At 60.0% G+C, this 26,972-nt stretch carries 24 protein-coding genes, 1 pseudogene and 1 riboswitch; of the genes and pseudogenes, 15 read left to right on the top strand and 10 right to left on the bottom strand.

Annotated elements, in window-relative coordinates; genetic code table 11:
- Window positions 1-105 precede the first annotated feature (105 nt).
- Window positions 106-1,614 (bottom strand): malate dehydrogenase (quinone), encoded by a 1,509-nt coding sequence (gene mqo / locus ACM6IO_RS22740; RefSeq protein WP_008025902.1) that lies wholly within the window; start codon window positions 1,612-1,614, stop codon window positions 106-108.
- 737 nt (window positions 1,615-2,351) lie between these two features.
- Window positions 2,352-2,585, bottom strand: a complete 234-nt coding sequence (locus ACM6IO_RS22735; protein WP_008025904.1) for a hypothetical protein — start codon at window positions 2,583-2,585, stop codon at window positions 2,352-2,354.
- Window positions 2,586-2,787: 202 nt separating this feature from the next.
- Here ACM6IO_RS22735 and ACM6IO_RS22730 point away from each other — a divergent pair, with 202 nt between their 5' ends.
- Window positions 2,788-3,372, top strand: coding sequence for a YajG family lipoprotein (locus tag ACM6IO_RS22730; RefSeq protein WP_192228955.1), 585 nt, complete (start codon window positions 2,788-2,790; stop codon window positions 3,370-3,372).
- Window positions 3,373-3,568: 196 nt separating this feature from the next.
- Here the strand turns inward: ACM6IO_RS22730 and ACM6IO_RS22725 are convergent, their stop codons facing one another.
- Complete coding sequence (locus ACM6IO_RS22725) at window positions 3,569-3,775, bottom strand: hypothetical protein (protein ID WP_008025908.1); 207 nt, start codon at window positions 3,773-3,775, stop codon at window positions 3,569-3,571.
- 195 nt (window positions 3,776-3,970) lie between these two features.
- Between ACM6IO_RS22725 and ACM6IO_RS22720 the strand changes: the two genes are divergently transcribed.
- The gene (locus ACM6IO_RS22720; RefSeq protein WP_414912262.1) at window positions 3,971-4,255 is read left to right on the top strand and encodes a hypothetical protein; all 285 of its coding nucleotides are present in this window, start codon (window positions 3,971-3,973) and stop codon (window positions 4,253-4,255) included.
- 107 nt (window positions 4,256-4,362) lie between these two features.
- On the opposite strand, the gene ACM6IO_RS22715 is transcribed toward ACM6IO_RS22720, so the two are convergent.
- Window positions 4,363-5,529 (bottom strand): 1-acyl-sn-glycerol-3-phosphate acyltransferase, encoded by a 1,167-nt coding sequence (locus ACM6IO_RS22715; RefSeq protein ID WP_032828604.1) that lies wholly within the window; start codon window positions 5,527-5,529, stop codon window positions 4,363-4,365.
- 139 nt (window positions 5,530-5,668) lie between these two features.
- On the opposite strand from ACM6IO_RS22715, the gene ACM6IO_RS22710 reads away from it, so the two are divergent.
- The 3 genes from ACM6IO_RS22710 to ACM6IO_RS22700 are packed head-to-tail and all read left to right on the top strand — an operon-like array spanning window position 5,669 to window position 6,779.
- Window positions 5,669-5,851: a CPXCG motif-containing cysteine-rich protein gene (locus tag ACM6IO_RS22710; RefSeq protein WP_192228957.1), complete on the top strand. Its 183-nt coding sequence runs from the start codon at window positions 5,669-5,671 to the stop codon at window positions 5,849-5,851.
- A gap of 8 nt (window positions 5,852-5,859) precedes the next feature.
- Window positions 5,860-6,120: a putative signal transducing protein gene (locus ACM6IO_RS22705; RefSeq protein ID WP_253404940.1), complete on the top strand. Its 261-nt coding sequence runs from the start codon at window positions 5,860-5,862 to the stop codon at window positions 6,118-6,120.
- A 35-nt stretch (window positions 6,121-6,155) separates the two neighbouring features.
- Window positions 6,156-6,779, top strand: a complete 624-nt coding sequence (locus tag ACM6IO_RS22700) for an SOS response-associated peptidase (RefSeq protein ID WP_008037251.1) — start codon at window positions 6,156-6,158, stop codon at window positions 6,777-6,779.
- 113 nt (window positions 6,780-6,892) lie between these two features.
- On the opposite strand, the gene ACM6IO_RS22695 is transcribed toward ACM6IO_RS22700, so the two are convergent.
- Window positions 6,893-7,636, bottom strand: coding sequence for a methyl-accepting chemotaxis protein (locus ACM6IO_RS22695; protein ID WP_411738707.1), 744 nt, complete (start codon window positions 7,634-7,636; stop codon window positions 6,893-6,895).
- A 111-nt stretch (window positions 7,637-7,747) separates the two neighbouring features.
- Window positions 7,748-7,945 (bottom strand): annotated as a pseudogene (locus ACM6IO_RS22690) (HAMP domain-containing protein); the annotation flags it as partial.
- Between the two features lie 1,363 nt (window positions 7,946-9,308).
- On the opposite strand from ACM6IO_RS22690, the gene ACM6IO_RS22685 reads away from it, so the two are divergent.
- Entirely contained in the window at window positions 9,309-10,127 is an 819-nt protein-coding gene (locus ACM6IO_RS22685; RefSeq protein WP_192228959.1) for a M48 family metallopeptidase, read from the top strand.
- A gap of 123 nt (window positions 10,128-10,250) precedes the next feature.
- Here the strand turns inward: ACM6IO_RS22685 and ACM6IO_RS22680 are convergent, their stop codons facing one another.
- The 3 genes from ACM6IO_RS22680 to ACM6IO_RS22670 form a co-directional block, all read right to left on the bottom strand.
- On the bottom strand, window positions 10,251-10,835 hold the full coding sequence (locus ACM6IO_RS22680) for a TMEM165/GDT1 family protein (RefSeq protein ID WP_008025922.1): 585 nt from the start codon (window positions 10,833-10,835) through the stop codon (window positions 10,251-10,253).
- A gap of 89 nt (window positions 10,836-10,924) precedes the next feature.
- Window positions 10,925-11,048: riboswitch (yybP-ykoY riboswitch) on the bottom strand.
- A 40-nt stretch (window positions 11,049-11,088) separates the two neighbouring features.
- Entirely contained in the window at window positions 11,089-12,087 is a 999-nt protein-coding gene (locus ACM6IO_RS22675) for a class I SAM-dependent methyltransferase (RefSeq protein ID WP_008037258.1), read from the bottom strand.
- Window positions 12,088-12,120: 33 nt separating this feature from the next.
- Window positions 12,121-13,086 (bottom strand): 2-hydroxyacid dehydrogenase, encoded by a 966-nt coding sequence (locus ACM6IO_RS22670; protein WP_008025925.1) that lies wholly within the window; start codon window positions 13,084-13,086, stop codon window positions 12,121-12,123.
- Between the two features lie 242 nt (window positions 13,087-13,328).
- Here ACM6IO_RS22670 and ACM6IO_RS22665 point away from each other — a divergent pair, with 242 nt between their 5' ends.
- The 7 genes from ACM6IO_RS22665 to ACM6IO_RS22635 all read left to right on the top strand — a co-directional run bounded on the left by ACM6IO_RS22665 (window position 13,329) and on the right by ACM6IO_RS22635 (window position 24,039).
- Window positions 13,329-13,958 (top strand): LysE family translocator, encoded by a 630-nt coding sequence (locus ACM6IO_RS22665; protein ID WP_414912261.1) that lies wholly within the window; start codon window positions 13,329-13,331, stop codon window positions 13,956-13,958.
- Between the two features lie 247 nt (window positions 13,959-14,205).
- Entirely contained in the window at window positions 14,206-15,888 is a 1,683-nt protein-coding gene (locus ACM6IO_RS22660; RefSeq protein WP_008025929.1) for a fatty acid--CoA ligase, read from the top strand.
- Window positions 15,889-16,225: 337 nt separating this feature from the next.
- Window positions 16,226-18,196, top strand: a complete 1,971-nt coding sequence (locus ACM6IO_RS22655; protein ID WP_008037261.1) for a DUF1302 domain-containing protein — start codon at window positions 16,226-16,228, stop codon at window positions 18,194-18,196.
- 28 nt (window positions 18,197-18,224) lie between these two features.
- Window positions 18,225-19,589, top strand: a complete 1,365-nt coding sequence (locus tag ACM6IO_RS22650) for a DUF1329 domain-containing protein (RefSeq protein WP_008037263.1) — start codon at window positions 18,225-18,227, stop codon at window positions 19,587-19,589.
- A 175-nt stretch (window positions 19,590-19,764) separates the two neighbouring features.
- Entirely contained in the window at window positions 19,765-22,503 is a 2,739-nt protein-coding gene (locus ACM6IO_RS22645) for a LuxR C-terminal-related transcriptional regulator (protein WP_280162184.1), read from the top strand.
- 87 nt (window positions 22,504-22,590) lie between these two features.
- Entirely contained in the window at window positions 22,591-23,232 is a 642-nt protein-coding gene (locus tag ACM6IO_RS22640; protein WP_414912260.1) for an MBL fold metallo-hydrolase, read from the top strand.
- Between the two features lie 102 nt (window positions 23,233-23,334).
- On the top strand, window positions 23,335-24,039 hold the full coding sequence (locus ACM6IO_RS22635; RefSeq protein WP_008037276.1) for an OmpA family protein: 705 nt from the start codon (window positions 23,335-23,337) through the stop codon (window positions 24,037-24,039).
- Between the two features lie 274 nt (window positions 24,040-24,313).
- On the opposite strand, the gene ACM6IO_RS22630 is transcribed toward ACM6IO_RS22635, so the two are convergent.
- Complete coding sequence (locus ACM6IO_RS22630; RefSeq protein WP_008025941.1) at window positions 24,314-24,748, bottom strand: YhcB family protein; 435 nt, start codon at window positions 24,746-24,748, stop codon at window positions 24,314-24,316.
- 144 nt (window positions 24,749-24,892) lie between these two features.
- Between ACM6IO_RS22630 and ACM6IO_RS22625 the strand changes: the two genes are divergently transcribed.
- Complete coding sequence (locus ACM6IO_RS22625) at window positions 24,893-25,522, top strand: alpha/beta hydrolase (RefSeq protein WP_192228996.1); 630 nt, start codon at window positions 24,893-24,895, stop codon at window positions 25,520-25,522.
- A gap of 24 nt (window positions 25,523-25,546) precedes the next feature.
- Window positions 25,547-26,902, top strand: coding sequence for a tryptophan--tRNA ligase (locus ACM6IO_RS22620; protein WP_226298026.1), 1,356 nt, complete (start codon window positions 25,547-25,549; stop codon window positions 26,900-26,902).
- The last annotated feature ends 70 nt before the right edge of the window (window positions 26,903-26,972 follow it).

Here is a 26,972-nt window from a genome sequence, read left to right as displayed (position 1 = left end):
TCAGATTTGCCAAGGAACAGGCGCACAGGATCAGGTTTGTCGTGAAACAGGCATAAAAAAACGCCCCGCTCTCAATGAGAACGGGGCGTTTTTTATGCGCGACGATCAAGCGAAGCTTGGTGTCTCGCTGCTTTCTTCAACCAGTTCCAGTGCGATGTTGTTCTGCGCGTTGATCTTGCGATACAGCGCAGCATCGGTTTCCAGAACCTTTTCCCGGGCCGGGAAGATTTCCGCCAGTTTGGCTGCCCACTCGCCGGACGCTTGGGCCGGGAAGCATTTTTCGATCAGTTCCAGCATGATCGAAACGGTCACCGACGCGCCTGGCGAAGCGCCCAGCAGGGCAGCAAGGGAACCGTCCTTGGCCGCGACCAGTTCGGTACCGAACTGCAGAACGCCGCCCTTTTTCGGGTCTTTCTTGATGATCTGCACCCGTTGGCCGGCCACTTCCAGGCGCCAGTCTTCGGCTTTCGCTTCAGGGTAGAAGCGACGCAGGGAATCCAGACGCTGCTCCATCGACTGCATCACTTCGCTGACCAGGTACTTGGTCAGGTCCATGTTGTTTTTCGCCACGGCCAGCATCGGGCCGATGTTGCCGGCGCGAACCGACATCGGCAGGTCCATGAAGGAGCCGTGCTTGAGGAACTTGGTGGTGAAACCGGCGTAAGGTCCGAACAGCAGGGACTTCTTGCCATCGACCACGCGAGTGTCCAGGTGCGGCACCGACATCGGTGGCGAACCCACTGCAGCCTGGCTGTACACCTTGGCCTGGTGATGCTTGACCACTTCCGGGTTGTCGCAACGCAGCCACTGGCCGCTGATCGGGAAGCCGCCGAAGCCTTTGCTTTCTTCGATGCCCGAGGCCTGCAACAACGGCAATGCCGCGCCGCCCGCGCCGAGGAACACGAATTTGGCGTCGACTTCGCGGGTATTGCCGCTGTTGACGTCCTTGATGCTGACGGTCCAGCCGCCGTTGTTGCGCTTCAGGCCGGTCACGCGCTTGCAGTACTTGACCTGGGCATCGGGTGCGCTGGTCAGGTGCTTGAGCAACTGGTTGGTCAGCGCGCCGAAGTTGACGTCGGTGCCATTGATCACACGGGTGGCGGCGAGGGTTTCGCCAGCGTCACGCCCCGGCATCATCAATGGCATCCAGTCGGCCATTTTTGCCTTGTCTTCGGTGTATTCCATGTCCGCGAAGGCATGGTGCTTGCTCAGCACCTTGAAGCGTTCCTTGAGGAAGGACACGCCGCTGTCGCCCTGGACGAAGCTCAGGTGCGGCACCGGGCTGATGAAGGTCTTGCACGAGCCGAAGGTGCCTTTTTTGGTCAGGTAGGACCAGAACTGCTTCGACACTTCAAACTGAGTGTTGATGTGCACGGCTTTCTTGATGTCGACGGTGCCGTCGGCGGCCTGCGGCGTGTAATTGAGCTCACACAGCCCGGCGTGACCGGTACCGGCGTTGTTCCACGGGTTGGAACTCTCCGCGGCACCGGAATCCATCAGCTCGACGACTTCCAGCTTGATCGCGGGGTCGAGCTCTTTGAGCAGTACAGCGAGGGTGGCACTCATGATGCCGGCCCCAACCAGTACTACGTCGACTGCTTCGTTATGCGCCATTTAACGCGTCTCCAAAATCTGCAGCACCAAATTGTCGGCATGGCTGCCAGGCGTTCGGGGCGTGTCAGTGATGCCCCAGGTACCCATGGCAGTGTCGCCATGTCCGAATCTTCGCAATTTATCGCAACTTCGACGGACGCTACCGGCCGGGTTTATGAGGTCAATGAACTCATTTCAACGCGCGACTGGCAATTCGACTTATGGTCGAGACATCCGTTTGTGCAACCAAATCCGTAGCGGACAGGCTTCAGGCTCCGGTGTTCGAGGAATACTCGGTCCTGTGTCGTTGGGCTGTTTCAGACGCTAATGGTGCATGTTCAGACGCAAAACTATTCATTTGCTCGCCACACTCTTGTGAAGTTGTGAAAACCCGTTTTTTTCACGCTCTTTTGAAGACGTGAACCTCAAAAAAGGGCTGTCCCAGCCTGGCACCGTGCCCGGATGGATCGCCGCCATGGAATACATGACAGGCAAAACGGGCAAACAGCTCAGTGACCGAGCGTAATGACAGCTCTGCAGATTCGCGAAAAGTGGGGTTTTTGCTCAAGGAACAGCAAGCGCGCCAGCTTCACTCGATCTGTGTGGGCGGCTCTCTGTGGGCGGTGCGGGGTGCCAATACCGAAGCATTGACGATTGCTGCGAGGCCCGATCAGGAGACGTCCTTATAATCGGGGGGAGATTGTATCTAAGAAACGCGGGGAAATGGACGTGTTTAATGACTTTTATTAGGCGTCTGGTCAGGTCGCCAGCAGTTGTTGAGCGCGAGCGCGGGGTTGGCGCTGGTTGACACGGGCGCTGGCGGGCAGGGGATGGTGCAGCCAGTTGAGGCGGATTTCTTCGATTTCGACCCAGCCATCGCCCATCGGCTGGAGGCTGCACTGCTTGAATGCCTGGCAATGGCCGTTGCGGTCGAGCAGGGCGAAGCAGCGATGCAACGGGCGCGGTGTGAACAGGGAGACGAGTAGGCGCATGGGAAATACCTCGTGGGATTTACCGCATACGTTGTCAGCAAGTCGTGACGCGCAGGTGAAAGGAGGGTGAACGATGTGTGACAGGAACCGCGGTCCACGGGGTTTGTCTGAGATTCTGGTATTCGTTGCATGACGCTAGTTACCCGCAGTGGCGCACCGCTATACTGCCGGCCTGTTTGTGCCTGATTCTGGAGAGAAGAGCATGTTGCAACGCCTGTTGTTCGGTTTGATCACTGTGACCAGTTTGACCCTGGTTGGCTGCGCCCACAGCCCGCAACAACTGAGTCCGGAGCCGAAGCTGACCACTCAGCTGGCACCGGTCGGCCATGGCCAGCCAGTCGTGGTGCGTGTGGTGGACGGTCGTCCGTCGCCAACCCTGGGCACCCGTGGCGGTCTGTATCCGGAGACCAGCGCGATCACGGTGCAGGGCGCGCAGATTCTGCCGAAGCTGCAGGCCCAGGCCGAAGCGGCCGTGCGCTTGCTCGGCTTTACCCCGACTAACAATGCGCCGAATGCCCCGCAACTGACCGTGACCCTGGCCGAGCTGAAGTATCAGTCGCCTAAAGAAGGCATGTATGTGACCGAGGCGACCATCGGCGCGACCTTCCGCTCTGACGTGCAGAACGCCAACCGCCGCTACAGCGGTCGTTACGGTGCATCCCTGGATCAGCGTTTCGGCATGGCGCCGAACCAGGAAACCAACACCAAGCTGGTCAGCGATGTGTTGAGCGATGCGTTGACGCGCCTGTTCAAGGACCCGACCGTGGGTCAGATTCTCGGCGAATAAGTTTTCGCTGAAATCAAAAAGCCCGGCGCCAGTGATGGCCCCGGGCTTTTTTGTGCCTGCTGATATCTCGAATTCACCTAGCCCCCTGTAGGAGCGAGGCTTGCCCGCGAAGGCGGCCTCTCATTCAACATTGATGTCGCCTGACACACCGTCTTCGCGGGCAAGCCTCGCTCCTACAAAGGTATTGGCGTTGGTGTCAGGCGGCTTGCGAGTAAAACTCCAGCACACTCACCCCTGTCAGCAAATCCGCCTCCGGCAGATCCGCATGTTGATGCCCGCCCAGCGCGCAATACACCAGCCAATGACGATCCTGAACGTTGAAGGCAAGGCTGCCGACCAAAGTTTGTTGTTCGTCGCTTTGAGCAATGAGATAGAGGCGATCCTGGTTTTCAGCGTGCAGCATGACGGTATCCATGTCGGTTTTGGTGGGGCGAGAGATTGGCGCATTCAGATGACGAAGCCGTGACGCAGGACAGGAATCTGCCAAATGGTGAGTTATTTATCGTATAGCGGCGGGCAGGAGGGACGGCTTTCGGTAGAATCCGCGCCGCGGTCGTCGATCTGGCTTCCGCCACACCAGTTTTGTCCGAGGTTCGTGATGTCGCTGCATTTGATGACGCTGTTTACCGCCCATCCCGCCAAATTGATCAACCTGCTCGCCTTGCTGCTGGCCTTTCCGGGCAGCTGGCTGCTGCACGCCACGCGTCGTCGTGAACAACGCGCGTTGGCCAACCTCGAAGCGCAGAGCCAGAGCCGTCGCATCGATGAGCCGATGTTGATGCTGGATGGTGCGACCTTGCGTATGAACCGGTTTTTCTATCGCTTCGGTTTCGCCTGCCTGGGGTTGGCGCTGCTGGTGTCTTGGATCAGCACGCGCGTTTGAGCACACCGTAACCCCTGTGGGAGCGGGCTTGCTCGCGAAAGCGGAGTGTCAGCTGCATTGATGTTGACTGACACGCCGCCTTCGCGAGCAAGCCCGCTCCCACAGTTTTAGAGCGGCAACCCGGCCTTCACACGGTACTGATTACGCACCGGCGTGGCGTATTGCAGCACCAGGAACGGACGATGTTCTTCCGGGCAAGCGTCCAGGCGCTGTTGCCATTCTTCCTGGGCTTTCGCCAGTTCGTCGGCAGCAAACACATCAGACGCTTTCGGCACCTGCAACTGCGGGTCGGCATCCTTCCACTGCGCGTAAGCCAGGTAGTGCACCGGGAACAAGCGGTAGCCGCCGAGAATCTGCTTGTCCATTTCGACCGCCAATTGCTTGGTGTCTTCGAACAGCTCGGTGATCGGCGCGGCGAAGTTCACGTGGACTCGCCCCTTGTAGCCGGTAATGCCCTTGGCGATGCTCACGTCGTCCTCGCCTGGCGCCTTGGTGTAGGTGCCGGTGGTGGCGCGGATGTAGAGTTCGCGGGCCTTGGCCTGGTCGCACGGGTCGTATTCGTAGCTGATCGACACCGGGGTGACGTTCAGCGAGCGGATGACTTCGCCGAACGGCTCGTCCTTGCGGCTCATGTGGAACATCTTGAGGATCGCCGACTCGGTGCGGTCGTCGCCGTCCTTGGCCCGGCCTTCGGCCTGCGCGATCCAGATGGAGGCGCAATCGTTGCGGATCGAGTGGTTGATGTACGCCGACAACAACTGATAAGCCGCCATTTTCTCGCGGCGACCGGTGATCGAACGGTGCACGATGAAGCTCTTGTTCAGGCGCATCAGGTCGCTGACGAAGGGCTTTTGCAGCAGGTTGTCGCCAATCGCGATGCGCGGCGTCGGCAGGCCTGCGTGGTACACGGCATAGTTGACGAAGGCCGGGTCCATCACGATGTCGCGGTGGTTGGCGATGAACAGGTAGGCGCTGCCGGACTTGAATTGCTCGACGCCGGTGTACGTGACACCGTCCGTGGCGCGCTCGATGGTGTGGTCGACGTAATACTCGACTTTGTCCTGCAGCGTGGCCACCGAATCGATGCCGGCGAACTCACGGCGCAGCCGATGAGCTATAAGAGGTTTGAGCATCCAGCCGAAGGCACCGGCAAAACGCGGGAAGCGGAAGTGGGTGAGGATATCTAGAAACGCCTTGTCGCCGAGCAAGCGTGCCAGCACCGCTGGGACTTCGCTGTCGTCGTAAGGTCGGATGGCATCGAATTCGCCCATCATGCTCTCTTGTTAGAAACGGCTAGGGTAAGTAAAGGTTTTGATCGAAAACCAACGGGGCACGGTCTGAAAAGTTAGCCAGACAAAAATAGCCCTGCAAATAGACCGGCGATTATACGCACAAGTCACTTGGGAGACCGCGATGCTGGAAACTGCAGAGTATGAATGTCCGTATTGTGGTGAAGAGGTCGAGACGACTGTGGATTTGTCGGCGGGTGATCAGACCTATATCGAGGACTGTCAGGTGTGTTGTCGGCCAATTACGTTTGTGTTGCAGGTTCATGGAGAGGAGTGGCATCTCGAAGTGTTCAGCGAGAACGAGTGAGGGCATCCATGCAGCGAATCTACGAACCGGAAAACCTGATGGAAGGCGAGTTGCTGCAAAGCATGTTGGCCAGCGAGGGCGTCGAGGCGCATCTGGTCGGCCGCGATTTGCTCGGCGGCACCGGCGAATTGCCGATCTACGGCCTGCTGGGCTTGTCGGTGGATAATGACCAGGCCGAATACGCCCGCGAGTTGATCACCGCGTACAATGCCGCGCTGCCGATGCCCGGCGATGAACCGGAAAGCTTTCCCGGCACGCTGGTCTGTTAGGCTGACGTTCGTTTGATCAAGAGTCGTGTTGCCCCATGTGTGGACGTTATGCCCTGTTTCGCTGGAATCCCGCCTTCGCGGCCCTGCCTGGCTTCCCCGCCGATCAGCAGGCCCAGTGGAATATTTCTCCCAATGATTCGGTGTTGATGCTGCGTGCCGGCGCCGACGGCGAGCGTGAATTGGCCCGTGCCCGCTGGGGTTTGACGCCGCCGTGGCTCACCGATCTGTCCCGCACGCCGGCCCATGCCCGCGCCGAAACCGTGGCCGAGCAACCGATGTTTCGCCAGGCCCTGCGCGAGCGCCGCTGCCTGTTGCCGGCCAACGGTTTTTACGAATGGCGCGGCACGACGCGCAAGCGCCCGTATTGGCTGACGCCGGGGGAGGGCTCGACGCTGTTTTTCGCGGCGATCTGGGAGGCGTATCCGGTACAGGAGCAGGTGTGGCTGAGCACGGCCGTGATCACGCAACCGGCGGCGAGTCAGCGCCGGCCGTTGATCCTGGATGCGGCGGGGCAGGAGGCGTGGCTCGATCCCGAGACGCCGTTGCATGTGTTGCAGGGATTACTGGCCAGTGAACCTGCGGCGTTGCGCGAGCGGGTGTTGGCGAATCTGGTGAATGATCCGAAGTTGAATGGGCCGGAGTGTTTGACCCCCGGCTGATGGGGTGTCTGGGCTGACGTCTTCGCGGGTAAGCCTCGCTCCTACAGGTTCGATAATCCCCTGTAGGAGCGAGCGGTGCGGCGATCCGACTTGCCCGCGAAGAGGCCCTCGAATCAAACCTTGAACTGATTGATCAACCGCCGCTGCTGCTCGGCCAGCTTGGTCAAACCCGCACTCGCCGCGCTCGACTCATCCGCACCGCCCGCCACTTCATTGGCCACTTGCCCAATGTTGATCACGTTCCGGTTGATGTCATCCGCCACCGCACTCTGTTCCTCGGCCGCGCTGGCAATCTGCGTGTTCATGTCGTTGATCACCGACACCGCCTGAGTGATCGCATCCAGCGCTTCGGCCGCTTTCGCCGCATGCTGCACGCTTTCGTCGGTGCGGTTCTGGCTGTCTTCCATGACCCGCACCACATCGCGCGTGCCTTGTTGCAGCTGCTGGATCATGGTCTGGATTTCTTCGGTGGCCTTCTGGGTTTTCTGCGCGAGGTTGCGCACCTCATCGGCCACCACCGCAAAGCCGCGGCCCTGCTCGCCGGCGCGTGCCGCTTCAATGGCGGCGTTCAAGGCCAGCAGGTTGGTCTGCTCGGCGATGCCACGAATGGCGGTGAGGATCGCGTTGATGTTCTCGCTGTCCTTGGCCAGGTTTTGCACCACACCGACAGCCTTGCCGATTTCCACGGCCAGCACACCGATCGAGTTCGACGTATCCCGCACGATCTGTTTGCCCTGAGAGGCCGCCTGATCCGCATGGCTGGCCGCTTGCGCCGCCTGGGTCGCGTTGCGCGCCACGTCCTGGGCGGTAGCGGTCATTTCATGCACCGCCGTGGCGACCTGATCGATCTCGACCATTTGTTTCTGCACGCCAATGTTGGTGCGGATGGCGATGTCAGCGGTGTGTTCCGACGAATCGCTGACGCTCTGCACCGACGTCACCACTTGGGTGATCATCGCCTGCAACTTGGCGAGGAAAGTGTTGAACCCTTTGGCTATCGAGCCCAGTTCGTCAGCGCGATCACTGGTCAGACGGCGCGTCAGGTCGCCTTCACCTTTGGCAATGTCGTCGAGCATGGCCACCATTTGTTTCAATGGGCGAGCAATGCCGTGGCCCACCAGCCAGATCACCAGCAAGCCGACACCGGCGATCAGCAGACCGACCATGGCCATGCCGAAGGTGTCGGATTTGCGCTGGGTGTTCAGGTCCGCCTGGAGTTTTTGCAGGTCGGCCATCACCGCGTTCAGCGGCAGTTGCAGCATCAGCGTCCAGCGGGCGTCGGTCTGGCCGATGCCGAACGGCAGGTACAACTCGATCCGGCCCTGGGCCTTGTCGACGGTGTAGGTGACTTCGCCGCGCTTCAGATTGGCCATGTTGGCGATCTGCTGGCTGTCGAGGATGTCACTGACCTTCTCGCCGAATTTGCTCGGGTCCTTGGTGTAGGCAACGATCCGGCCATTACCGCCGATCAGCGCCATGACGCCCGAGCCGTTGTACAACTTCTGGTTTGCGGCCAGGAGCATTTCCTGGATGAAGTTCACCGAGAGGTCGGCGCCGACGATGCCCTGGAACGCACCGTTGAGCATGATCGGTTCAATAAAGGAGGCGAGCATGACGATTTTGTCGCCGACCTTGTAGGGCGCCGGATCGATCACGCAGGATTTTTTGGTTTCTTTCGAGCACAGGTAGTACTCACTGGCGCGCACACCGGTAGACAGGGTTTTCTGGTCGTCGACGTCCACCAGTTTGTCCAGGCCCAGGCTGCCGTCTTCGTTGCGGAACCACCACGGCAGGAAACGCCCGTTGCTGGCGTCGATGCCGACGACCTTGGTGTCGACGTAAGCTGCGTCGTTGTGGTCGAGGGCGTTTTTTTCCCAACCGATGTAGGTGCCGAGAATCTTCGGGTTTTTGGCGACGTTTTCCTTGATCAGGCTGATCAATTGCTCGCGGCTCAGGTTCAGTTGCGGCTGGCCATCGGCGCCTGGCGTGCCGATCAGGGCGTTGACCCGCACCAGTCCGCCGGCAATCAGCAGCGGCGCTTCGAGTTCACGCTGGATCTGGCTGACCTGGGTTTGCGCCAGGGACGTCAGGCGCTGCTCGATGACTTGCTCGAATTGCGCCTGGGTCCGATCCTGAACCATGTCTTGCGTCCGTGCGCCGGAAAACAGCGCGTACAGCACCAGGGCTGCCACGACACTTAATACGATGGCGCCAGCGAGGGCCGCCACGGAAAACTGGATGGACTTGAATTTCATGGGTGCTCCGCACGCAAGAGGACTTCTGCGGTGCTGTATCGGCAGGGGGCTCGAGGGCCATGAGTGAGGTGTGACGAAATGGCTGTTTTGGAGCCGTCGATGTCGCAATTGAATCATTGCCGGCCGTGACTGGCCGTGGCGGGTGGCGGTATGTGAATTTTTTCCTACTGTTGATGAGAGCTTTGTCCGAAATCCACGTCTGTATGTCTGTTGTATCTGGCGCCGATACAAATCGACGCCTAGGATACGCGGCATGTTTCGAGGGAGTTTTGTGATGAACAAGCGATTGGTTTTGTGTGCTCTGAGCGCGGGTCTGCTACTCGCGGGTTGTCAGTCGGTCAACACCACCAGCGGCGGAGCCGTGGGCGTGGAGCGCAAGCAGTACATGTTCAGCATGTTGTCCTCGGACGAGGTCAACCAGATGTACGCCCAGTCTTATCAAAAGACCGTTGGCGAGGCGACCAACAAAGGTGTGCTGGACAAGACCAGCAACGATGCCAAGCGCATCCAGGTGATCGCTGATCGGCTTATTGCCCAGGCGCCGATTTTCCGTCCGGATTCGGCCCAGTGGAAATGGGAAGTCAACCTGATCAAGAGTGACGAGCTCAACGCCAACTGCGGGCCTGGCGGCAAGATCATTTTCTACACCGGGCTGATCGACAGCCTGCAACTGACCGACGATGAAATCGCCGCGATCATGGGCCATGAAATCGCCCACGCCCTGCGTGAGCACGGTCGTGAAGCGATGTCCAAGGCGTACGGTATCGAAATGGCCAAGCAGGGCGCGGGCGCCTTGCTCGGTCTGGGCCAGGACAGCCTGGCCCTGGCGGACACCGTGGCCAACTACGGCATGACGCTGCCCAACAGTCGCGCCAACGAAAACGAAGCGGACCTGATCGGCCTGGAACTGGCGGCCCGCGCCGGTTACAACCCGAACGCCGCGATCACCCTGTGGAACAAGATGAGCAAGGCTTCGGAAGGTTCTCCACCGGAGTTCATGAGCACTCACCCGGCGTCGTCCAGTCGGATTGCTTCGTTGCAGGCGGCGATTCCGAAGGTGATGCCGTTGTACGAGAACGCGCGGAAGTCCTGATCGATATGCGTTGATGCCGCTGACGCCTTCGCGGGCGAGCCTCGATCCTACAGGATTTTTACTGACCTGTAGGAGCGAGGCTCGCCCGCGAAGAACGATAACGCGGTCTAACGACCTACGACGTCAAACCCACCCGCTGCTCTGCATCGCCTTGTACACCGCGACAATCGCCAGGACGAAGAACGCCGACGCCGCCAGTCGACGAATCAGGGTCAATGGCAATTTGTCCGCCGCAAAGTTACCCGCCAACACCACCGGCACGTTGGCAATCAACATGCCCAGGGTGGTGCCGATAATCACCAGCCACAGTTCCGGGTATTGCGCGGCCAGCATCACGGTCGCGATCTGGGTCTTGTCACCGATTTCCGCGAGGAAGAACGCGATCAATGTCGTCAGGAACGGCCCGAATTTGCGGGCGGTGCTGGCTTCATCGTCATCCATCTTGTCCGGTACCAAAGTCCACAATGCCGTCGCAGCGAAGCTTGCGGCGAGGATCCAGTGCAACACCGCATCCGAGAAGAAACTGCCGACCCAGGCACCTACCGCACCGGCTGCCGCGTGGTTGGCCAGGGTGGCGGCGACGATGCCGGCGATGATTGGCCACGGTTTGCGAAAGCGGGCAGCAAGGATGAGCGCGAGCAGTTGCGTCTTGTCGCCGATTTCGGCCAAGGCAACGATTGCGGTGGGAACGAGAAGTGAATCCAGCATCAGGGTTTTCCTAAGGGGCGGGTCGACACGGCTATGACACGTACAGCCTTCCCGCCCCGGGTAAGGTGTTCGTGTCATAGGTCTTGTCAAACCCTGGCGATCCGTCTGATGCGGACGCTTGGGTCGCATACGCCATGGTCTGAGGACCAAGTATGTTGACGTATGCCGGACGAGCATGGCGCTCGTGGGAGACTACTCCCCTAGGACGGAGCGGATTCTGCCTAGGCAAATCCGATAGGGCAAGTACAAATTGCTAACCGCGTTTGGCCCGGTAGATTCGGAAACCCTGACCTTCGGCCTTGATCGCACACACGCCGAGGTGCTCTTCGATCAGCGGTTGGTACTTCAGGAAGCTGTTCGCGACTAGCCGCAGTTCGCCACCGTTTTTCAGATGTTTGGCGGCTTTTCGCAGCAAGTTCTCGGTGGCGAAGTAATCGGTGTGCACGCCGACATGGAACGGCGGGTTGCTCAGAATTGCACTCAAACCCATCGGCGCGGCATCGATGCCGTCACCGGTTATGACGTCCGCTTCCAGACCATTGGCAGCCAGGGTCAAGCGACTGCTGGCGGCGGCAAACGCATCCACGTCAAGCAGCGTGACCTGATTGTGCGGATAACGACGCTTGACCGCCGCGCCCAAAACACCGGCGCCGCAACCGAAGTCCAGCAAATGGCCGCTTGGCAATTTGTCCAGGTGCTCCAGCAACAACGCGCTGCCGCGATCCAGTCGACCGTGGCTGAAAACCCCCGGCAGGCTGATGACTTTCAGTGGCCCTTCGGCCAGCGGCAACTCGTAGGTCTGGGCCAGGCTTTCCAGGGATTTGGCTTGCGGCGCATCGGCCACGGTGACCAGCCACAGCTGGCAATGACGCGCACTGTCGAGCTTGCGCGGTTTGCCAAACGGGTTCAGTTGTTTGGCCGCGCCTTCGATGCCGCTGCGTTTTTCACCCACCAGGTACAACTCGCGTCCGGCCAGGCGGGAGGCGAGGGCGTTGAGGATGTAATCGGTGAGGTCCTTGGATTTGGGCAGAAACACCACAGCGGTGTCGAATTCGCGCTCGGGCACAGTCACGCCAAAATGGCTGCGCTCGGTGAAGCGGGCATCCAGCGCGGCCTGATCGCCGGCATGCCAGCACCAGCCATGGGCGTCGGGCAGGCGCCCGAGCAAATCATCGGCGGGCAAGCCGGCCAGCAGCACCGAACCCTGGAATAACTCGGCCTGACGAAGCAGTACTTCACTGCGCGGATCCATACTCTGCTCCTTGAAAAAAAGTGCCGCAGTTTATCAACTGACGACCCGCAGCGCCTTACCGCTGAAGTATCCCTGCGCGTTTTCGGTCAATTGGCCAACGATCCGCTGCCGCGCCTCGCGACTGCCCCAGGCGTTGTGCGGCGTAACGATCAGGCGTGGAATGTCGGCGGCGAGCAACGGGTTGCCGGCGCTCGGCGGTTCGACGCTCAACACGTCGGTGGCCGCACCGCCGAGGTGCCCGCTACGCAAGGCGTCGGCCAGCGCTTGTTCATCAATCAGGCCGCCACGGGCGGTGTTCACCACAAAAGCGCCGGGTTTCATCGAGGCCAGTTCGCGGGCACCGATGAAGTGGCGAGTGTGTTCGTTGAGCGGGCAGTGCAACGTCAGCGCGTCGATTTGCGGCAGCAGTTCATCCAGCGGCAAACGGTCCGGTCGGGCGGGGCGCCCCGGAATCTGCCCGAGCAGCACGCGCATGCCGAAGGCTTCGGCCAGTCGTGCGACCGCGCCGCCCAGTTCGCCATGACCGAGCAAGCCGAGGGTTTTGCCTTCCAGTTCGACGATCGGGTAGTCCAGCAGGCAGAACTGTTTCGCCTGTTGCCAGCGACCTTCACCGACGGCTTTCTGATAATCGGCGAGGCGCGTCGCCAGGTTCAGCAACAGCATGATCGTGTGCTGCGCCACCGATGGCGTGCCGTAACCCTGGCAGTTGCAGACGGTCACGCCATGGGCGCGGGCGGCGGCGAGATCGACGTTATTGGTGCCGGTGGCGGTGATCAGGATCAGCTTCAGCTCGGGGCTGGCGGCGATGGCGGCGGCGTCGATCAGGATTTTGTTGCTGATGGCGACGGTGGCGCCCTTGAGGCGTTCGATCACTTGATCCTGCGTGGTCTGCGCAAACAGTTGCAAATCATCGAAGCAGGCGCGCAATGGGCTGAGGTCGAGATCGCCGAGGTCCAGCGAGGGATGGTCGAGGAAAACGGCGCGGCGAGAGTTCGTCATCAACTGTACCTTTTGTGCATTGAACTGAAGGCGTAATCTGCCGAGCCTACCAGATGAAACAAATCGTTACGCAATGCCAGGTCTACGCCGAACCTTGTGGGAGCGGGCTTGCTCGCGAAGGCGTTGTGTCAGTCGACATTGATGTTGTCTGACACAACGCCTTCGCGAGCAAGCCCGCTCCCACAGGGGCGATGTCAGCCTGGAAGTGATAATTCGACCGTTTAGCCCCCAGAGGAGCCCGCATGTATTGGACAGAGTTCTTGACCGTTGCCCTGATTCACCTGCTGGCCGTCGCCAGCCCCGGCCCGGATTTCGCCGTGGTGGTGCGTGAGAGCGTGACCCACGGTCGTCGCGCCGGCACCTGGACGGCGATGGGTGTCGGTACGGCGATTTTCCTGCACGTTGGCTATTCGCTGCTCGGTATCGGCCTGATCGTGTCCCAGTCGATCGTGCTGTTCAACGCCTTGAAATGGGCGGCGGCCGCGTATCTGCTGTACATCGGTTTCAAGGCCCTGCGCGCGCAACCGGCCAAGCCGGTGACTGACGATCTGCACAAGGAAGCGGGTGAGCGCACCGCTCGCGGCGCCTTCACCTCGGGTTTCGTGACCAACGGTCTGAACCCGAAAGCCACGCTGTTCTTCCTGTCGTTGTTCACTGTGGTGATCAATCCGCATACGCCATTGGCGGTGCAGGCCGGTTACGGGGTTTACCTGGCGGCGGCGACGGCTTTCTGGTTCTGCCTGGTGGCGATGCTGTTCAGCCAGCAGCGTGTACGCTCCGGTTTCGCCCGCATGGGCCACTGGTTCGACCGGACCATGGGCGCCGTGCTGATCGCCATCGGCGTGAAACTCGCGTTTACCGAGATGCATTGATCTTGTAGGAGCCAGCTTGCTGGCGATGGTCTTTAACGATGACGCATCTATTCTGGAAAGGATGCGGCGCCTGCAAGACCATCGCCAGCAAGCCGGCTCCTACAGGTCTGGATAGCTGTTAAATGCTGGCGCAACGCTAGCATTTGCTGAATGTTGCAAATCATTCCTTCGGCTGATTTGGTTGTCATGGAAGGGCACTAGAGTGCTTACTTTCAGCCACGACCGTGCAGTCAGAAAAGGGATTCTTATGTTGCAGACTCGCGTTATCCCCCCAGCCGAAGGCGCTTACCAGTATCCGCTGCTGATCAAACGGCTGCTGATGTCCGGCGCGCGCTATGAGAAAACCCGCGAGATCATTTACCGCGATCAATTGCGCTACAGCTATCCGACCCTGATCGAACGGGTCGCACGCCTGGCCAACGTGCTGACGGCGGCCGGCGTCAAGGCCGGCGATACCGTGGCGGTGATGGACTGGGACAGTCATCGTTATCTGGAATGCATGTTTGCCATTCCGATGATCGGCGCGGTGATCCACACCATCAACGTGCGCCTGTCGCCGGAACAGATCCTCTACACCATGAATCACGCCGAGGACCGCTTCGTGCTGGTCAACAGCGAGTTCGTCGGGCTGTACAACGCGATTGCCGGGCACCTGACCACCGTCGAGAAAACCCTGCTGCTGACCGACCTGCCGGAAAAAACCGCCGACCTGCCGAACCTTGTCGGTGAATACGAGCAGTTGCTGGCGGCCGCAAGCACGCAGTACGACTTCCAGGATTTCGACGAAAATTCGGTCGCGACCACCTTCTATACCACCGGCACCACCGGCAATCCCAAAGGCGTGTACTTCACCCATCGGCAATTGGTGCTGCACACCATGGGCGTGTCGACCATCATGGGCGCCATCGACAGCGTGCGGCTGTTGGGCACCAACGACGTGTACATGCCGATCACCCCGATGTTCCATGTGCACGCCTGGGGCTTGCCGTATGTGGCGACCATGCTCGGGCTCAAGCAGGTTTATCCGGGGCGCTACGATCCCGAATACCTGGTGGAGCTGTGGCGCAAGGAAAAGGTCACCTTCTCGCATTGCGTACCGACCATCCTGCAGATGGTTCTCAACGCCAAGGCAGCGCAAGGCACCGACTTCGGCGGCTGGAAAATCGTCATCGGCGGCAGTGCATTGAATCGTGCGTTGTACGAAGCCGCCAAAGCCAAAGGCATTCAGTTGACCGCCGCGTACGGCATGTCGGAAACCGGCCCGCTGGTTTCCTGCGCGCACCTCAACGATGAGCTGATGGCGGGCACCGAAGACGAGCGCACCACGTACCGGATCAAGGCCGGCGTGCCGGGACCTTTGGTGGAAGCGGCCATTGTCGACACCGACGGTAACTTCCTGCCCGCCGATGGCGAGACCCAGGGTGAATTGGTGCTGCGTGCGCCGTGGCTCACCGAAGGCTATTTCAATGAGCCGCAGAAGGGCGCCGAGCTCTGGGCCGGTGGCTGGCTGCACACCGGGGACGTGGCGACGCTGGACAGCATGGGCGTGATCGACATTCGCGACCGGATCAAGGACGTGATCAAGACCGGCGGCGAATGGATTTCCTCCCTGGACCTGGAAGACCTGATCAGTCGCCATGCAGCGGTACGCGAAGTAGCAGTGGTGGGCATTGCCGATCCGCAGTGGGGCGAACGCCCGTTTGCCTTGCTGGTGATCCGCGAGGGCCATGTAATTGGGGCCAGGGAACTCAAGGAGCACCTCAAGCCATTTGTGGAACTGGGGCACCTGAGCAAGTGGGCCATCCCGAGCCAGATCGCCCTTGTTACTGAAATTCCCAAGACCAGTGTCGGCAAACTCGACAAGAAGCGAATTCGCCTCGACATCACTGAATGGCAAGCCAACAACAGCACCTTCCTCTCGACGCTTTAAGCGCCTTCCGGCGTGCCCGAAATGGCACGCCAGCCCCACCAAGCAAGCGCTTGGCTTGTGAAATCAGAATTTTCAGCCATCATTCCCGTGCCGACAGGTGTCGGCTTGGCGAAAGGACTGTTCCAGAGTGGCCGGCAGCTGCAAATCACACTTTAGAGGGATCAAGCAGTACTACCTGCTGGCTATAGTCCGCTCAAGGATTTTTAAGAACGGGGCACACGCACAAAACGGGGCGATGCAACTTTGGAGTGAATTCGGAATGCCTTGGCTTCCGGTCAACCACAGCGTTTTTAAAAGTACTCAATGCCATAACAATAATGCACATGGAGTAGCGTCGATGACATCAGTAAACCAGTTCTGGCGCCGGGCAAAACTGCCTCTGGCTGTCAGTCTTGCCTCTTCGCTCGCCGGGCCCGCATTCGGCGTCAGTTTCAACGTTGGTGAAATCGAAGGTCAGTTCGACTCATCCCTGTCGATTGGTGCCAGTTGGTCTACCGAGAGTGCCAACAAGAACCTCATCGGCGTCAACAACGGTGGCCGTGGCCTGTCCCAGACCTCCGATGACGGCCACTTGAACTTCAAGAGCGGGGAAACCTTCTCGAAGATCTTCAAAGGCATCCATGACCTTGAATTGAAGTACGGCGACACCGGCATCTTCGTCCGGGGCAAATACTGGTATGACTTCGAACTCAAAGACGAAGACCGTCCGTTCAAGGACATTAGCGACAACAACCGCAAGGAAGGCGCCAAGTCCTCCGGCGGGCAAATTCTCGACGCCTTCGTCTACCACAACTACTCGGTTGCCGATCAGCCGGGTTCCGTGCGTCTGGGCAAACAAGTGGTCAGCTGGGGCGAGAGTACGTTCATCGGCGGCGGCATCAACTCGATCAACCCGATCGACGTTTCCGCGTTCCGCCGTCCAGGTGCCGAGATCAAGGAAGGCCTGATCCCGGTCAACATGTTTTACGTGTCCCAGAGCCTGACCGAGAACCTTTCCACGGAAGCGTTCTATCAACTGGAATGGGACCAGACCGTTACCGACAACTGCGGTACGTTCTTCTCGCAACCGGACGTGATTTCCGATGGCTGCGATAACAACCTGGCCGTGCTGCGGACCCGTAACGGGCTCAACAACTCGTTGGCGGCCGCTCGTTTGCCAGCCGCCTCGCGCAACGCGGTCCTCAACACGCTGGCTGCCAGGGGCGTGAACTGGGGTAACCCGGACGAAGGCGCGATCGTTCGTCGTGGTCCGGATCGCGATGCGCGTGACAGTGGCCAGTTCGGCGTGTCCTTCAAGTACATGTTCGAGCCGCTGGACACCGAATTCGGTGCCTACATGATGAACTACCACAGCCGTGCGCCGATTTTCAGCGGCAAGGGGGCTCCGGCGAGCGCCTATAACGCACAGGCACTGGGTGGCGCTCTGACTGGCGCACTGGTTGGCACAGGCATTCCGCTGGGAACCGCAGCTGGCATCGTGGGTGGCGCGAACGGACTGGCGGCGCAAACCCTGCCATTGGTGGTGGCGGGTAACTCCAGCTACTTCATCGAATACCCGGAAGATATTCGGCTTTATGGCCTGAGCTTCTCCACCACGTTGCCTACCGGCACCGCCTGGAGTGGTGAGTTCAGCTACCGTCCGAACGCACCGGTACAGCTCAACACCACCGACATCCTCTTTTCCGGCCTGACGCCACTGAACCCGAGCGTTTCCGTGCTGCAAGGGCAGCCTGGTGCGGATCAGCATGGCTATCGTCGCAAGGAAGTGTCTCAACTGCAGACAACCTTCACTCACTTCTTCGATCAGGTGATGGGTGCCGAGCGACTGACGTTGGTGGGCGAGGTTGGCTGGACTCACGTCGGCGGCCTGGAAAGCACTTCGAAAGCCCGTTACGGGCGTGACCCGAGCTACGGCCCAGGTCCATTGCCAAACGGTCAGTGCCAGGCATTGAACGCTTCGACCCTGGCAGGCGGTCCGCAAAACAACGTCAACCGCTACTGCGAAAACGATGGCTTCACCACGACTGACTCCTGGGGCTATCGCGCTCGTGCGATCTGGGAATACAACGACGTGATCGCCGGTGTGAACTTCAAGCCGAACATCGCCTGGTCCCATGACGTCGACGGTTACTCGCCTGGCCCTGGCGGCAACTTCGAGGAAGGTCGCAAAGCGGTCAGCCTGGGTCTCGATGCCGAGTACCAGAACACCTACACCGCGTCCCTGGCCTACACCAACTTCTTTGACGGCAAGTACACCACCGTGGATGACCGCGACTTCGTTGCGCTCAGCTTCGGCGTGAACTTCTAAGCACTGCATTTTCAGGACGAACACACCTATGAAAACAACAAAGAGTCTGTTCAACGCTGGAGTTCTGGGGCTAACGCTGCTGGCGACCAGTGTGATGGCAGCGGTCCCTGCGGCCGAAGCGGACAAGCTGGGCAAGAGCCTGACGCCAATGGGCGCCGAGATGGCGGGCAATGCCGACGGTTCGATTCCAGCCTGGAAGCCGATGGCTAAGAACGCCGGCACCGCCGACGCCAAAGGTTTCCTGTCCGACCCGTTCGCCAGTGAAAAACCGCTGTTCACCATCACGGCGCAGAACGTCGATCAGTACAAGGACAAGCTTGCTCCAGGCCAGTACGCGATGTTCAAGCGTTACCCGGAAACCTTCAAGATGCCGGTTTACCCGTCCCATCGCGGCGCGACCGTGCCGGATGACGTGTTCGCTGCCATCAAGAGAAACGCCACCGCCACGGAGCTGGTGTCCGGCGGCAACGGGCTGAAAAACTTCGAGACAGCCGTACCGTTCCCGATTCCAAAGAGCGGCGTTGAGGTTATCTGGAACCACATCACCCGTTATCGCGGTGGCAGCGTGACCCGTCTGGTGACCCAGGCCACCCCGCAGCCGAACGGCTCGTACAGCTTGGTGTACTTCCAGGATCAGTTCGTATTCCGCGACAAGATGAAGGATTACGATCCGGCGAACCCGGGCAACATCCTGTTCTACTTCAAACAGGAAGTGACCGCGCCTGCACGTCTGGCCGGTGGTGTGCTGCTGGTGCACGAAACCCTCGATCAGGTGGCGGAACCACGTTCGGCGTGGGTCTACAACGCCGGTCAGCGTCGTGTGCGTCGTGCTCCGCAAGTGTCTTATGACGGGCCGGGTACCGCGGCGGACGGCCTGCGTACCTCCGACAACCTGGACATGTACAACGGTGCACCGGATCGTTACGACTGGAAGCTCGAAGGCAAGAAAGAGATGTACATCGCCTCCGACAGCTACAAGCTCGACGATCCGAAGCTGAAGTACGCCGACATCATCAAGGCCGGTCACATCAACCAGGACCTGGCTCGTTACGAGCTGCGTCGGGTCTGGCATGTGGTTGCAACCCTGAAGGAAGGTCAGCGTCACATCTACGCCAAGCGTGACTTCTACATCGACGAAGATACCTGGCAAGCAGCGGTGATCGATCACTACGACGGTCGTAACCAGCTCTGGCGTGTGGCGGAAGCTCACTCCCAGAACTACTACAACGTTCAAGTGCCTTGGTACACCCTGGAAGCCCTCTACGACCTGCAGTCCGGCCGTTACCTGGCACTGGGCATGAAGAACGAAGAGAAGTCGGCATACAACTTCGGTTTCACTGCCACCACCAGCGACTTCACGCCGGCGGCATTGCGTCAGACCGGGGTTCGTTAACCTGAACTGAACAGAGGCCGCATCCTCGAAAGAAGCCCCGACTGGTTCGGGGCTTTTTTTTTGTTCGTAGACTTTTTGTAGCCATTTGTAGCAATAACCTTCATTACCTCTTCGTTTACCGCTAGTCTGCGGACATCTGCAACGCCGCCAACAGCATTTCAAACAAGAGCCGGCCATGACTGATCTGTCCCCACTCCCGGGCCATGCAAGCGTTACCGTCGCAACATTGGACGGGCGTTTTTATCGGCCTCCGCTGCCCGACGGCCATGTGCTGCGACCTCGTTTATGCGAGCGCCTCAGTGCCGGTCTCGGTGGCCGGCTGCTGCTGGTCAGCGCACCGGCGGGGTTTGGCAAGAGCTCATTGGCTGTGGAGTTCTGTCAGGGGCTGCCGGCGCATTGGCAAAGTCTCTGGCTGGGGTTGAGTCCGCGGGACAACGATCCAGGCCGTTTTCTGGAGCGATTGCTCGAAGGCCTTCAGGACTTTTTTCCGCAGTTGGGCCGCCAGTCTCTGGGGCTGCTGAAAATGCGTCAGCGGCATCAGCCGTTTGCTTTTGAAGAATGGCTGGACGGCTTGCTCGATGAGTTGGCCGTGCACCTGTTGCCGACAGCGCCATTGCTGCTGGTCCTCGATGACTATCATCTGGCCCAGGGGCCGGTGCTCGATCGTTGCCTGCAGTTTTTCCTCAATCACCTTCCCGACGGCTTGCTGGTGATGGTCACCAGTCGCCAGCGTCCGGACTGGCATCTGGCGCGGCTGCGGTTGTCGCGACAATTGCTTGAGTTGCATGAGCAGGATCTGCGCCTGACCCACGACGAAGCCTTGACCCTGCTCGATCGGCACAGCAGTTCGTTGCGTGGCGAAGCACTGGAAAACCTGATCCAGCGCAGTGAAGGCTGGGTTGCCGGTTTGCGTTTCTGGTTGCTGGCGGCCTCTGAAGCGGGTTCCGACGGTGCATTACCCCAGTCCCTGCACGGTGGGGAAGGGCTGATTCGCGATTACCTGCTCGAAGAAGTCATCGATTGCCTGCCCGCCGAGGTGCAGTCGTTCCTTTATGACACGGCCCCTCAAGAGCGTTTTTGCAGCGAGCTGTGCGATGCCGTTCGCGAAGCGCATGACAGTGCCGAGATCCTGCGTTTTCTGCTTGCGCACCAAGTTTTCCTCGTACCGCTGGACGAACATGGCCACTGGTACCGCTATCACCATCTGTTTTCCGACCTGCTGCGCACCCGGCCAACCTCACAGGCGATGGTGCCGGCGGCCAGCCTGCATCTGCGCGCGTGTCGCTGGTTCAATGCCCAGGGCCTGCTCGATGAGGCGGTGGAGCAGGCGTTGCGCGCCGGGCATCTGGATGTCGCGGCCAACCTGGTGCAGAACCTTTCGGAAGAGCAATTGCTGGCGGAACAGAATGTCGGCATGTTGCTGCGCTGGAAAATGGACTTGCCCGACAGCCTGCTGATCAGCACGCCACGCTTGATCGTGCTTTACAGCTGGGCCTTGGGGCTGGCTTGTCAGCTCGACGCCGCCGAAGAGTTGGCCAATCATCTGAGCCGCTTCCTGCCGGCCCCGTCGGCCACTGCGCAGAAATCCATGCTGGCGCAATGGCTGGCCTTGAGCGGGATCATTGCCCGCGGGCGCGGCAACCGCGAATTGACGCTGCTGTATTGCACCGAAGCGCTGGAAAGCCTGCCATCGAAACGCTACGGCCAGCGCCTGATGTGTCTCTCGACCCTTTCCAACCTGGCCATTGCCGACGGCGACTTGTGGCGTGCCCGTGGCTTGAACCGCGACTCGCTTGAACTGGCGCAACGGGTGGGTAATCCGTTGTTCGAAGCGCTGGCCCATTACGACCGGGCGCGCGTGTTGCAGGCGCGAGGGGAAATCCTGCGCTCGCTGGACGAAGTCCGTCAGGGGCTGCAACGCCTGCAAGGGTTGTCGCCGCAGCGGCTGTATGCCGTGCGCGCTCGATTGACCTTGTACGAAGGATTTCTGCTGGCCCTGCGCCTGCAACCACAGACCGCGCGGCTGCGTCTGCAGGCCGGTTTGACTGAGGCTCGAGCCTGTCGCGACATCAGTGTCCTGATCGGCCATTGTGTGATCGCCCGGCTCGAAGGCAGCAGCGGCGAGTTCGCCAAGGCCTTTGCCGAACTCGCCGAAGCCGAACGGCTGATGCATATCTGGGACGTCCCGCCGATTTACTACCTGGCGATGATTACCCTGGTCAAATGCGAACTCTGGCTGGCCCAGGGACGCACCGATCTGGCGGAAGCCTGGCTCGCACGACTGGGCCAGACCTACAACGGCGAAACGCCTGCGGCACCGCCGGAATTCCATCCGCAACTGCCACTGCATATCGAGTTGCAGCAGGCCTTGCTTGAGGTCATTCAGGCGCAGCCGATGCTGGCCGAAGGGCGATTGAATGCGTTACTCGAGCATGGTCAGCAAACCGGTCGGCAGTTGCTCAGTGTGATGGCGCTGACACAAAAAACCGAACTGCTCCTTGCGCACAACCGCGAGCCTGAAGCCCGGCAGGCTTTCGCTCAGGCCCTTGAAGCGGCCAGTGGCGGCGCGCTGCAGCCTTTTGATGGCTTGTTGAACAAATGCCCTGACTGGCTTCGCGAGCAACTGCAGAACTGCGCGAAAGCGACGGTATCGCAGAGCCTGTCGGAGCGACTCCCCGTTATCGCTGCACGCCTTGCTCCGGAGCCCTCACAAGCCTGCGAACAACTCAGTTCCCGCGAACTGTCGGTTCTGAAACTCATTGCCCAAGGCTGCTCGAACCAGGAAATCAGCGATCAACTGTTCATTTCCCTGCACACGGTTAAAACCCACGCCAGCCACATCAACAGCAAGCTCGGGGTTGAGCGGCGCACGCAGGCGGTGGCGAGGGCCAAGGCATTGGGAGTGTTGGGCTGACGTAGTGTGACGATACACAGGCGGTCAATGGCTGGACGCAATTGTGTGCGGAAATCCCTCGTCCCCGTTTTTATCGAGCATGCCCCGATGTCCCAACAACCGACCCTCATCCGCGAAACCTTCCCCGTAGGCCCGTTGCAGTGCAACTGCACGATCATCGGCGATCCGGTGACGAAGAAGGCCATCGTGGTCGATCCGGGCGGCAATCACGAATTGATCCTCGTCCGGCTCGATGCCCTGGGCCTGAAGGTTGTCAGCATCATCCATACCCATGCGCACCTCGATCACTTCCTGGCCTCCGGTCAGTTGAAGGAGAAAACCGGCGCGACCCTGCACTTGCACAAAGAGGATCAGTTCCTCTGGGACAATCTGGAGATGCAATGCCAGATGTTCGGTGTGCCGTACACGCCGGTTCCATCGCCGGATCGCTGGTTGGCCGACGATGAAGAACTCGCCTGCGGTTGCGGCGTGGCGTTGCACACGCCAGGTCATACGCCGGGTTCCATGAGCTTTTGGTTTTCAGAGGCTAAGCTGCTGATTGCCGGTGACACGTTGTTTCGTCGCGGGGTAGGGCGCACGGATTTGTGGGGTGGCGATCAGGCGACCATCGTGCGTTCGATCAAGCAGCGCCTGTACACCCTTGATGAAGACGCAACGGTGGTGACCGGTCATGGTCCGGATACGCGTCTGGGTGATGAAATGCGCGACAACCCTTTTGTGCGGGCTTAAGGGGATCGACGGAATTTTCTGCGCCCGAAATGATCAAACGCCCGCAAAGAACCAATGCCTAAGACCCGTTGCATCCCAGAATGCAAAAAGTAGGAGCTCTTCATGTTCACCAAGCAGCGTTTGATTATTGTCGCTACGGCTGTGGCCTTGCTGTCAGGCTGCGCCTCGCCCAACCCATATGACAGCAGCCAGGGGCAGGCCGACGGTGGTTCCACGGGCATGAGCAAAACCGCCAAGTACGGCGGCCTCGGCGCTCTGGCGGGTGCGTTGGCCGGTGCCGCCATCAACCACGATAACCGTGGCAAGGGTGCGCTGATCGGCGCCGCCGTAGTGGGTGCTTCGGCTGCCGGTTACGGTTACTACGCCGACCAGCAAGAGAAAAAGCTGCGCGCCAGCATGGCCAACACCGGTGTTGAAGTGCAGCGTCAGGGCGATCAGATCAAGCTGATCATGCCGGGCAACATCACGTTCGCCACCGATTCGGCGAACATCGCTTCCAGCTTCTATCAGCCACTGAACAACCTGGCCGGTTCGCTCAAAGAGTTCAACCAGAACCAGATCGAAATCGTTGGCTACACCGACAGCACCGGCAGCCGTCAGCACAACATGGACCTGTCCCAGCGTCGTGCGCAGAGCGTGGCGACTTACCTGACGTCCCAAGGTGTCAGTGGTGCCAACCTGTCGGCGCGCGGCGCCGGGCCGGATAACCCGATTGCCAGCAACGGCGACGTCAATGGCCGGGCACAGAACCGTCGCGTCGAGGTCAACCTCAAGGCGATTCCGGGTCAAGAGTATCCACAGCAGTAAACGCAGCCCCTTTACCCACCTGACTGAACCCCAGGCGTAAAAAAAACCGCCCGATCCTAAACAGATCGGGCGGTTTTTTTGTGTCGCCAGTTCTGGCCCCTTCGCGGGCAAGCCCGCTCCCACAGTGACCGAGTCGCTTGATAGGTACGCGATCCCTGTGGGAGCGGGCTTGCCCGCGAAGGGGCCGAGTCGGCACCAAAGGTATTGGATCAGCAACAAAAAAGCCCCCGGACAATCACTCGTCCGAGGGCTTTGTGTATCGCGCGAAACCTGATTACTTCTTCAGGCCGTAATGCTCATCAAGCATGCCCGGCGCGTTCGGGGCTTTGGGGGCGTAGTCGCGAGGCGGCTCCTGATTGCGCGGTGGCGTCAGGCGTTCCCGTGGGGCCGCTGCCGCGTCGGCGTGCAGCGAAGCCAGCAGGCGTTGGCGGGTTTGCTCGTCCAGGGCCAGGCGGTTGGCACCCTCGGCGAGGTGATCCTGCACTTCCTGATAGCTCTGAGTCAGTTTCTTGACCAGGTTTGCAGTGCTGTTGAAGTGGGTAACCACCTCGTTCTGATAACTGTCAAAACGTTCCTGAATGTCATCCAGCTGACGTTGGGTGCTGCTCGGCGCGGCGTTCGGCACCAGGCGAGCGATCAGGAATCCAATGGCGACACCCACAACCAGGGCAAGAGTCGGCAACAACCAAACTAAGAGCGAGTGTTCCACGAGTCCTTCCTCTATAAACGGCTTTGCTTTACGTTAACGGCTCGAACCTGCGCTGTATACCGCGATTCACTCGCAATACATCGGCACAGACAATTTGCTAGACGAGTCGACCCGATTCGAGGTCACGGAGTTCCTTCCTTGCTTATGCGCGAAACCCCTGTAGTGATTGACGGCCCGGTCGGGCAATTGGAAGCACTTTACCTGGATATCGAGCAGCCGCGCGGCATCGCGCTGATCTGCCACCCGAACCCGGTGCAGGGCGGCACCATGCTCAACAAAGTGGTCTCGACCCTGCAGCGCACCGCGCGCGATGCCGGTTTGATTACCTTGCGTTTCAATTACCGTGGAGTCGGTGCCAGCGAAGGTACGCACGACATGGGGACCGGCGAAGTCGACGATGCCCAGGCAGCGGCCGCATGGTTGCGGGCGAAACATCCTGATTTGCCGCTGACGTTGTTCGGTTTCTCCTTCGGCGGTTTTGTTGCAGCAAGTCTCGGTGGACGCCTGGAAACGCAGGGCGAACAGCTCAAGCATTTGTTCATGGTGGCCGCCGCTGTCACCCGGCTCAATGGTTACGACCTGCTGCCGGTGAACTGCCCGCTGACCCTGATCCAGCCGGAAACCGATGAAGTCATTGACCCGCAAGCCGTCTACGACTGGTCCGAGAAACTCGATCGTCCCCATGAGCTGCTGAAAGTGGCAGAATGCGGACACTTTTTTCATGGCAAGCTGACCGATCTCAAGGATCTGATCCTGCCGCGTCTTTCGAATTGATTGCAGTCTGACAAGCGATTACCCATGACGACTCGTACCCGTATCCTCACCGGCATCACCACCACCGGCACGCCGCACCTGGGCAACTACGCCGGCGCCATCCGCCCGGCGATCCTTGCCAGCCGTGACAGCAATGCCGATTCGTTCTACTTCCTGGCCGACTACCACGCCCTGATCAAATGCGATGACCCGCTGCGCATCCAGCGCTCGCGTCTGGAAATCGCCGCGACCTGGCTGGCCGGTGGCCTGGATGTGGACCGCGTGACGTTCTATCGCCAGTCCGACATCCCGGAAATCCCGGAGCTGACCTGGCTGCTGACCTGCGTTGCCGCCAAGGGCTTGCTCAACCGCGCCCACGCCTACAAGGCTTCGGTGGACAAGAACGTCGAAACCGGCGAAGACCCGGATGCCGGTATCACCATGGGGCTGTACAGCTATCCGGTGCTGATGGCCGCGGACATCCTGATGTTCAACGCACACAAGGTGCCGGTCGGTCGTGACCAGATCCAGCACGTGGAAATGGCCCGGGACATCGGTCAGCGTTTCAACCATCTGTTTGGCCAGGGCAAAGAGTTCTTCACCATGCCCGAGGCGCTGATCGAAGAAAGCGTCGCGACGCTGCCCGGTCTCGACGGTCGCAAGATGTCGAAGAGCTACGACAACACCATTCCGTTGTTCAGCAGCGCCAAAGAGATGAAAGACGCGATCTCGCGGATCGTCACTGACTCCCGTGCGCCGGGCGAAGCCAAAGATCCAGACAATTCGCACCTGTTCACGCTGTTCCAGGCCTTTGCCACCCCGGCGCAGTCCGACGAATTCCGCAGCGAACTGTTGCAGGGCCTGGGTTGGGGGGAGGCGAAGAATCGTCTGTTCCAACTGCTCGACAGCGAACTGGGCGAGTCTCGCGAGCGTTATCACCAATTGATCGAACGCCCGGCTGATCTGGAAGACATCCTGCAAATCGGTGCGAAAAAGGCTCGTGCCGTGGCGACGCCTTTCCTTAACGAATTGCGCGAAGCGGTCGGCTTGCGTTCTTTCGTGGCCCAGACGCAAGTCGCGGCGACCACCAAGAAGAAAGCCGCGAAAGCTGCACGTTTTGTCAGCTTCCGCGAAGACGACGGCAGTTTCCGCTTCCGTCTGCTGGCGGCCGATGGCGAGCAACTGCTGCTGTCGCGCAACTTCGCCGACGGTAAAACCGCTGGCCAGGTGACCAAGCAACTGCAAGCGGGCCAGCCTCTGGACGTGCGCAATGAAGACCTGAGCTTCAGCGTCTGGCTGGAAGGCGAGTGCGTGGCCGATAGCCCTGCGTTCGCCGACACTGCTGCCCGTGACGTTGCCATCGACGCTCTGCGGATTGCGCTGACGCCGGTTCAGGAATAATCAACGGCTCGGTCCGACCAAGGGCCGATTGCCATTCCCACGGGCCATCGCTACAGTGACGGCCCGTTTT

It is taken from the genome of Pseudomonas sp. IT-P44 (genome assembly GCF_949768225.1).
Lineage (GTDB): Bacteria > Pseudomonadota > Gammaproteobacteria > Pseudomonadales > Pseudomonadaceae > Aquipseudomonas > Aquipseudomonas migulae.
This window is presented reverse-complemented; position numbering and strand designations above follow the sequence as displayed.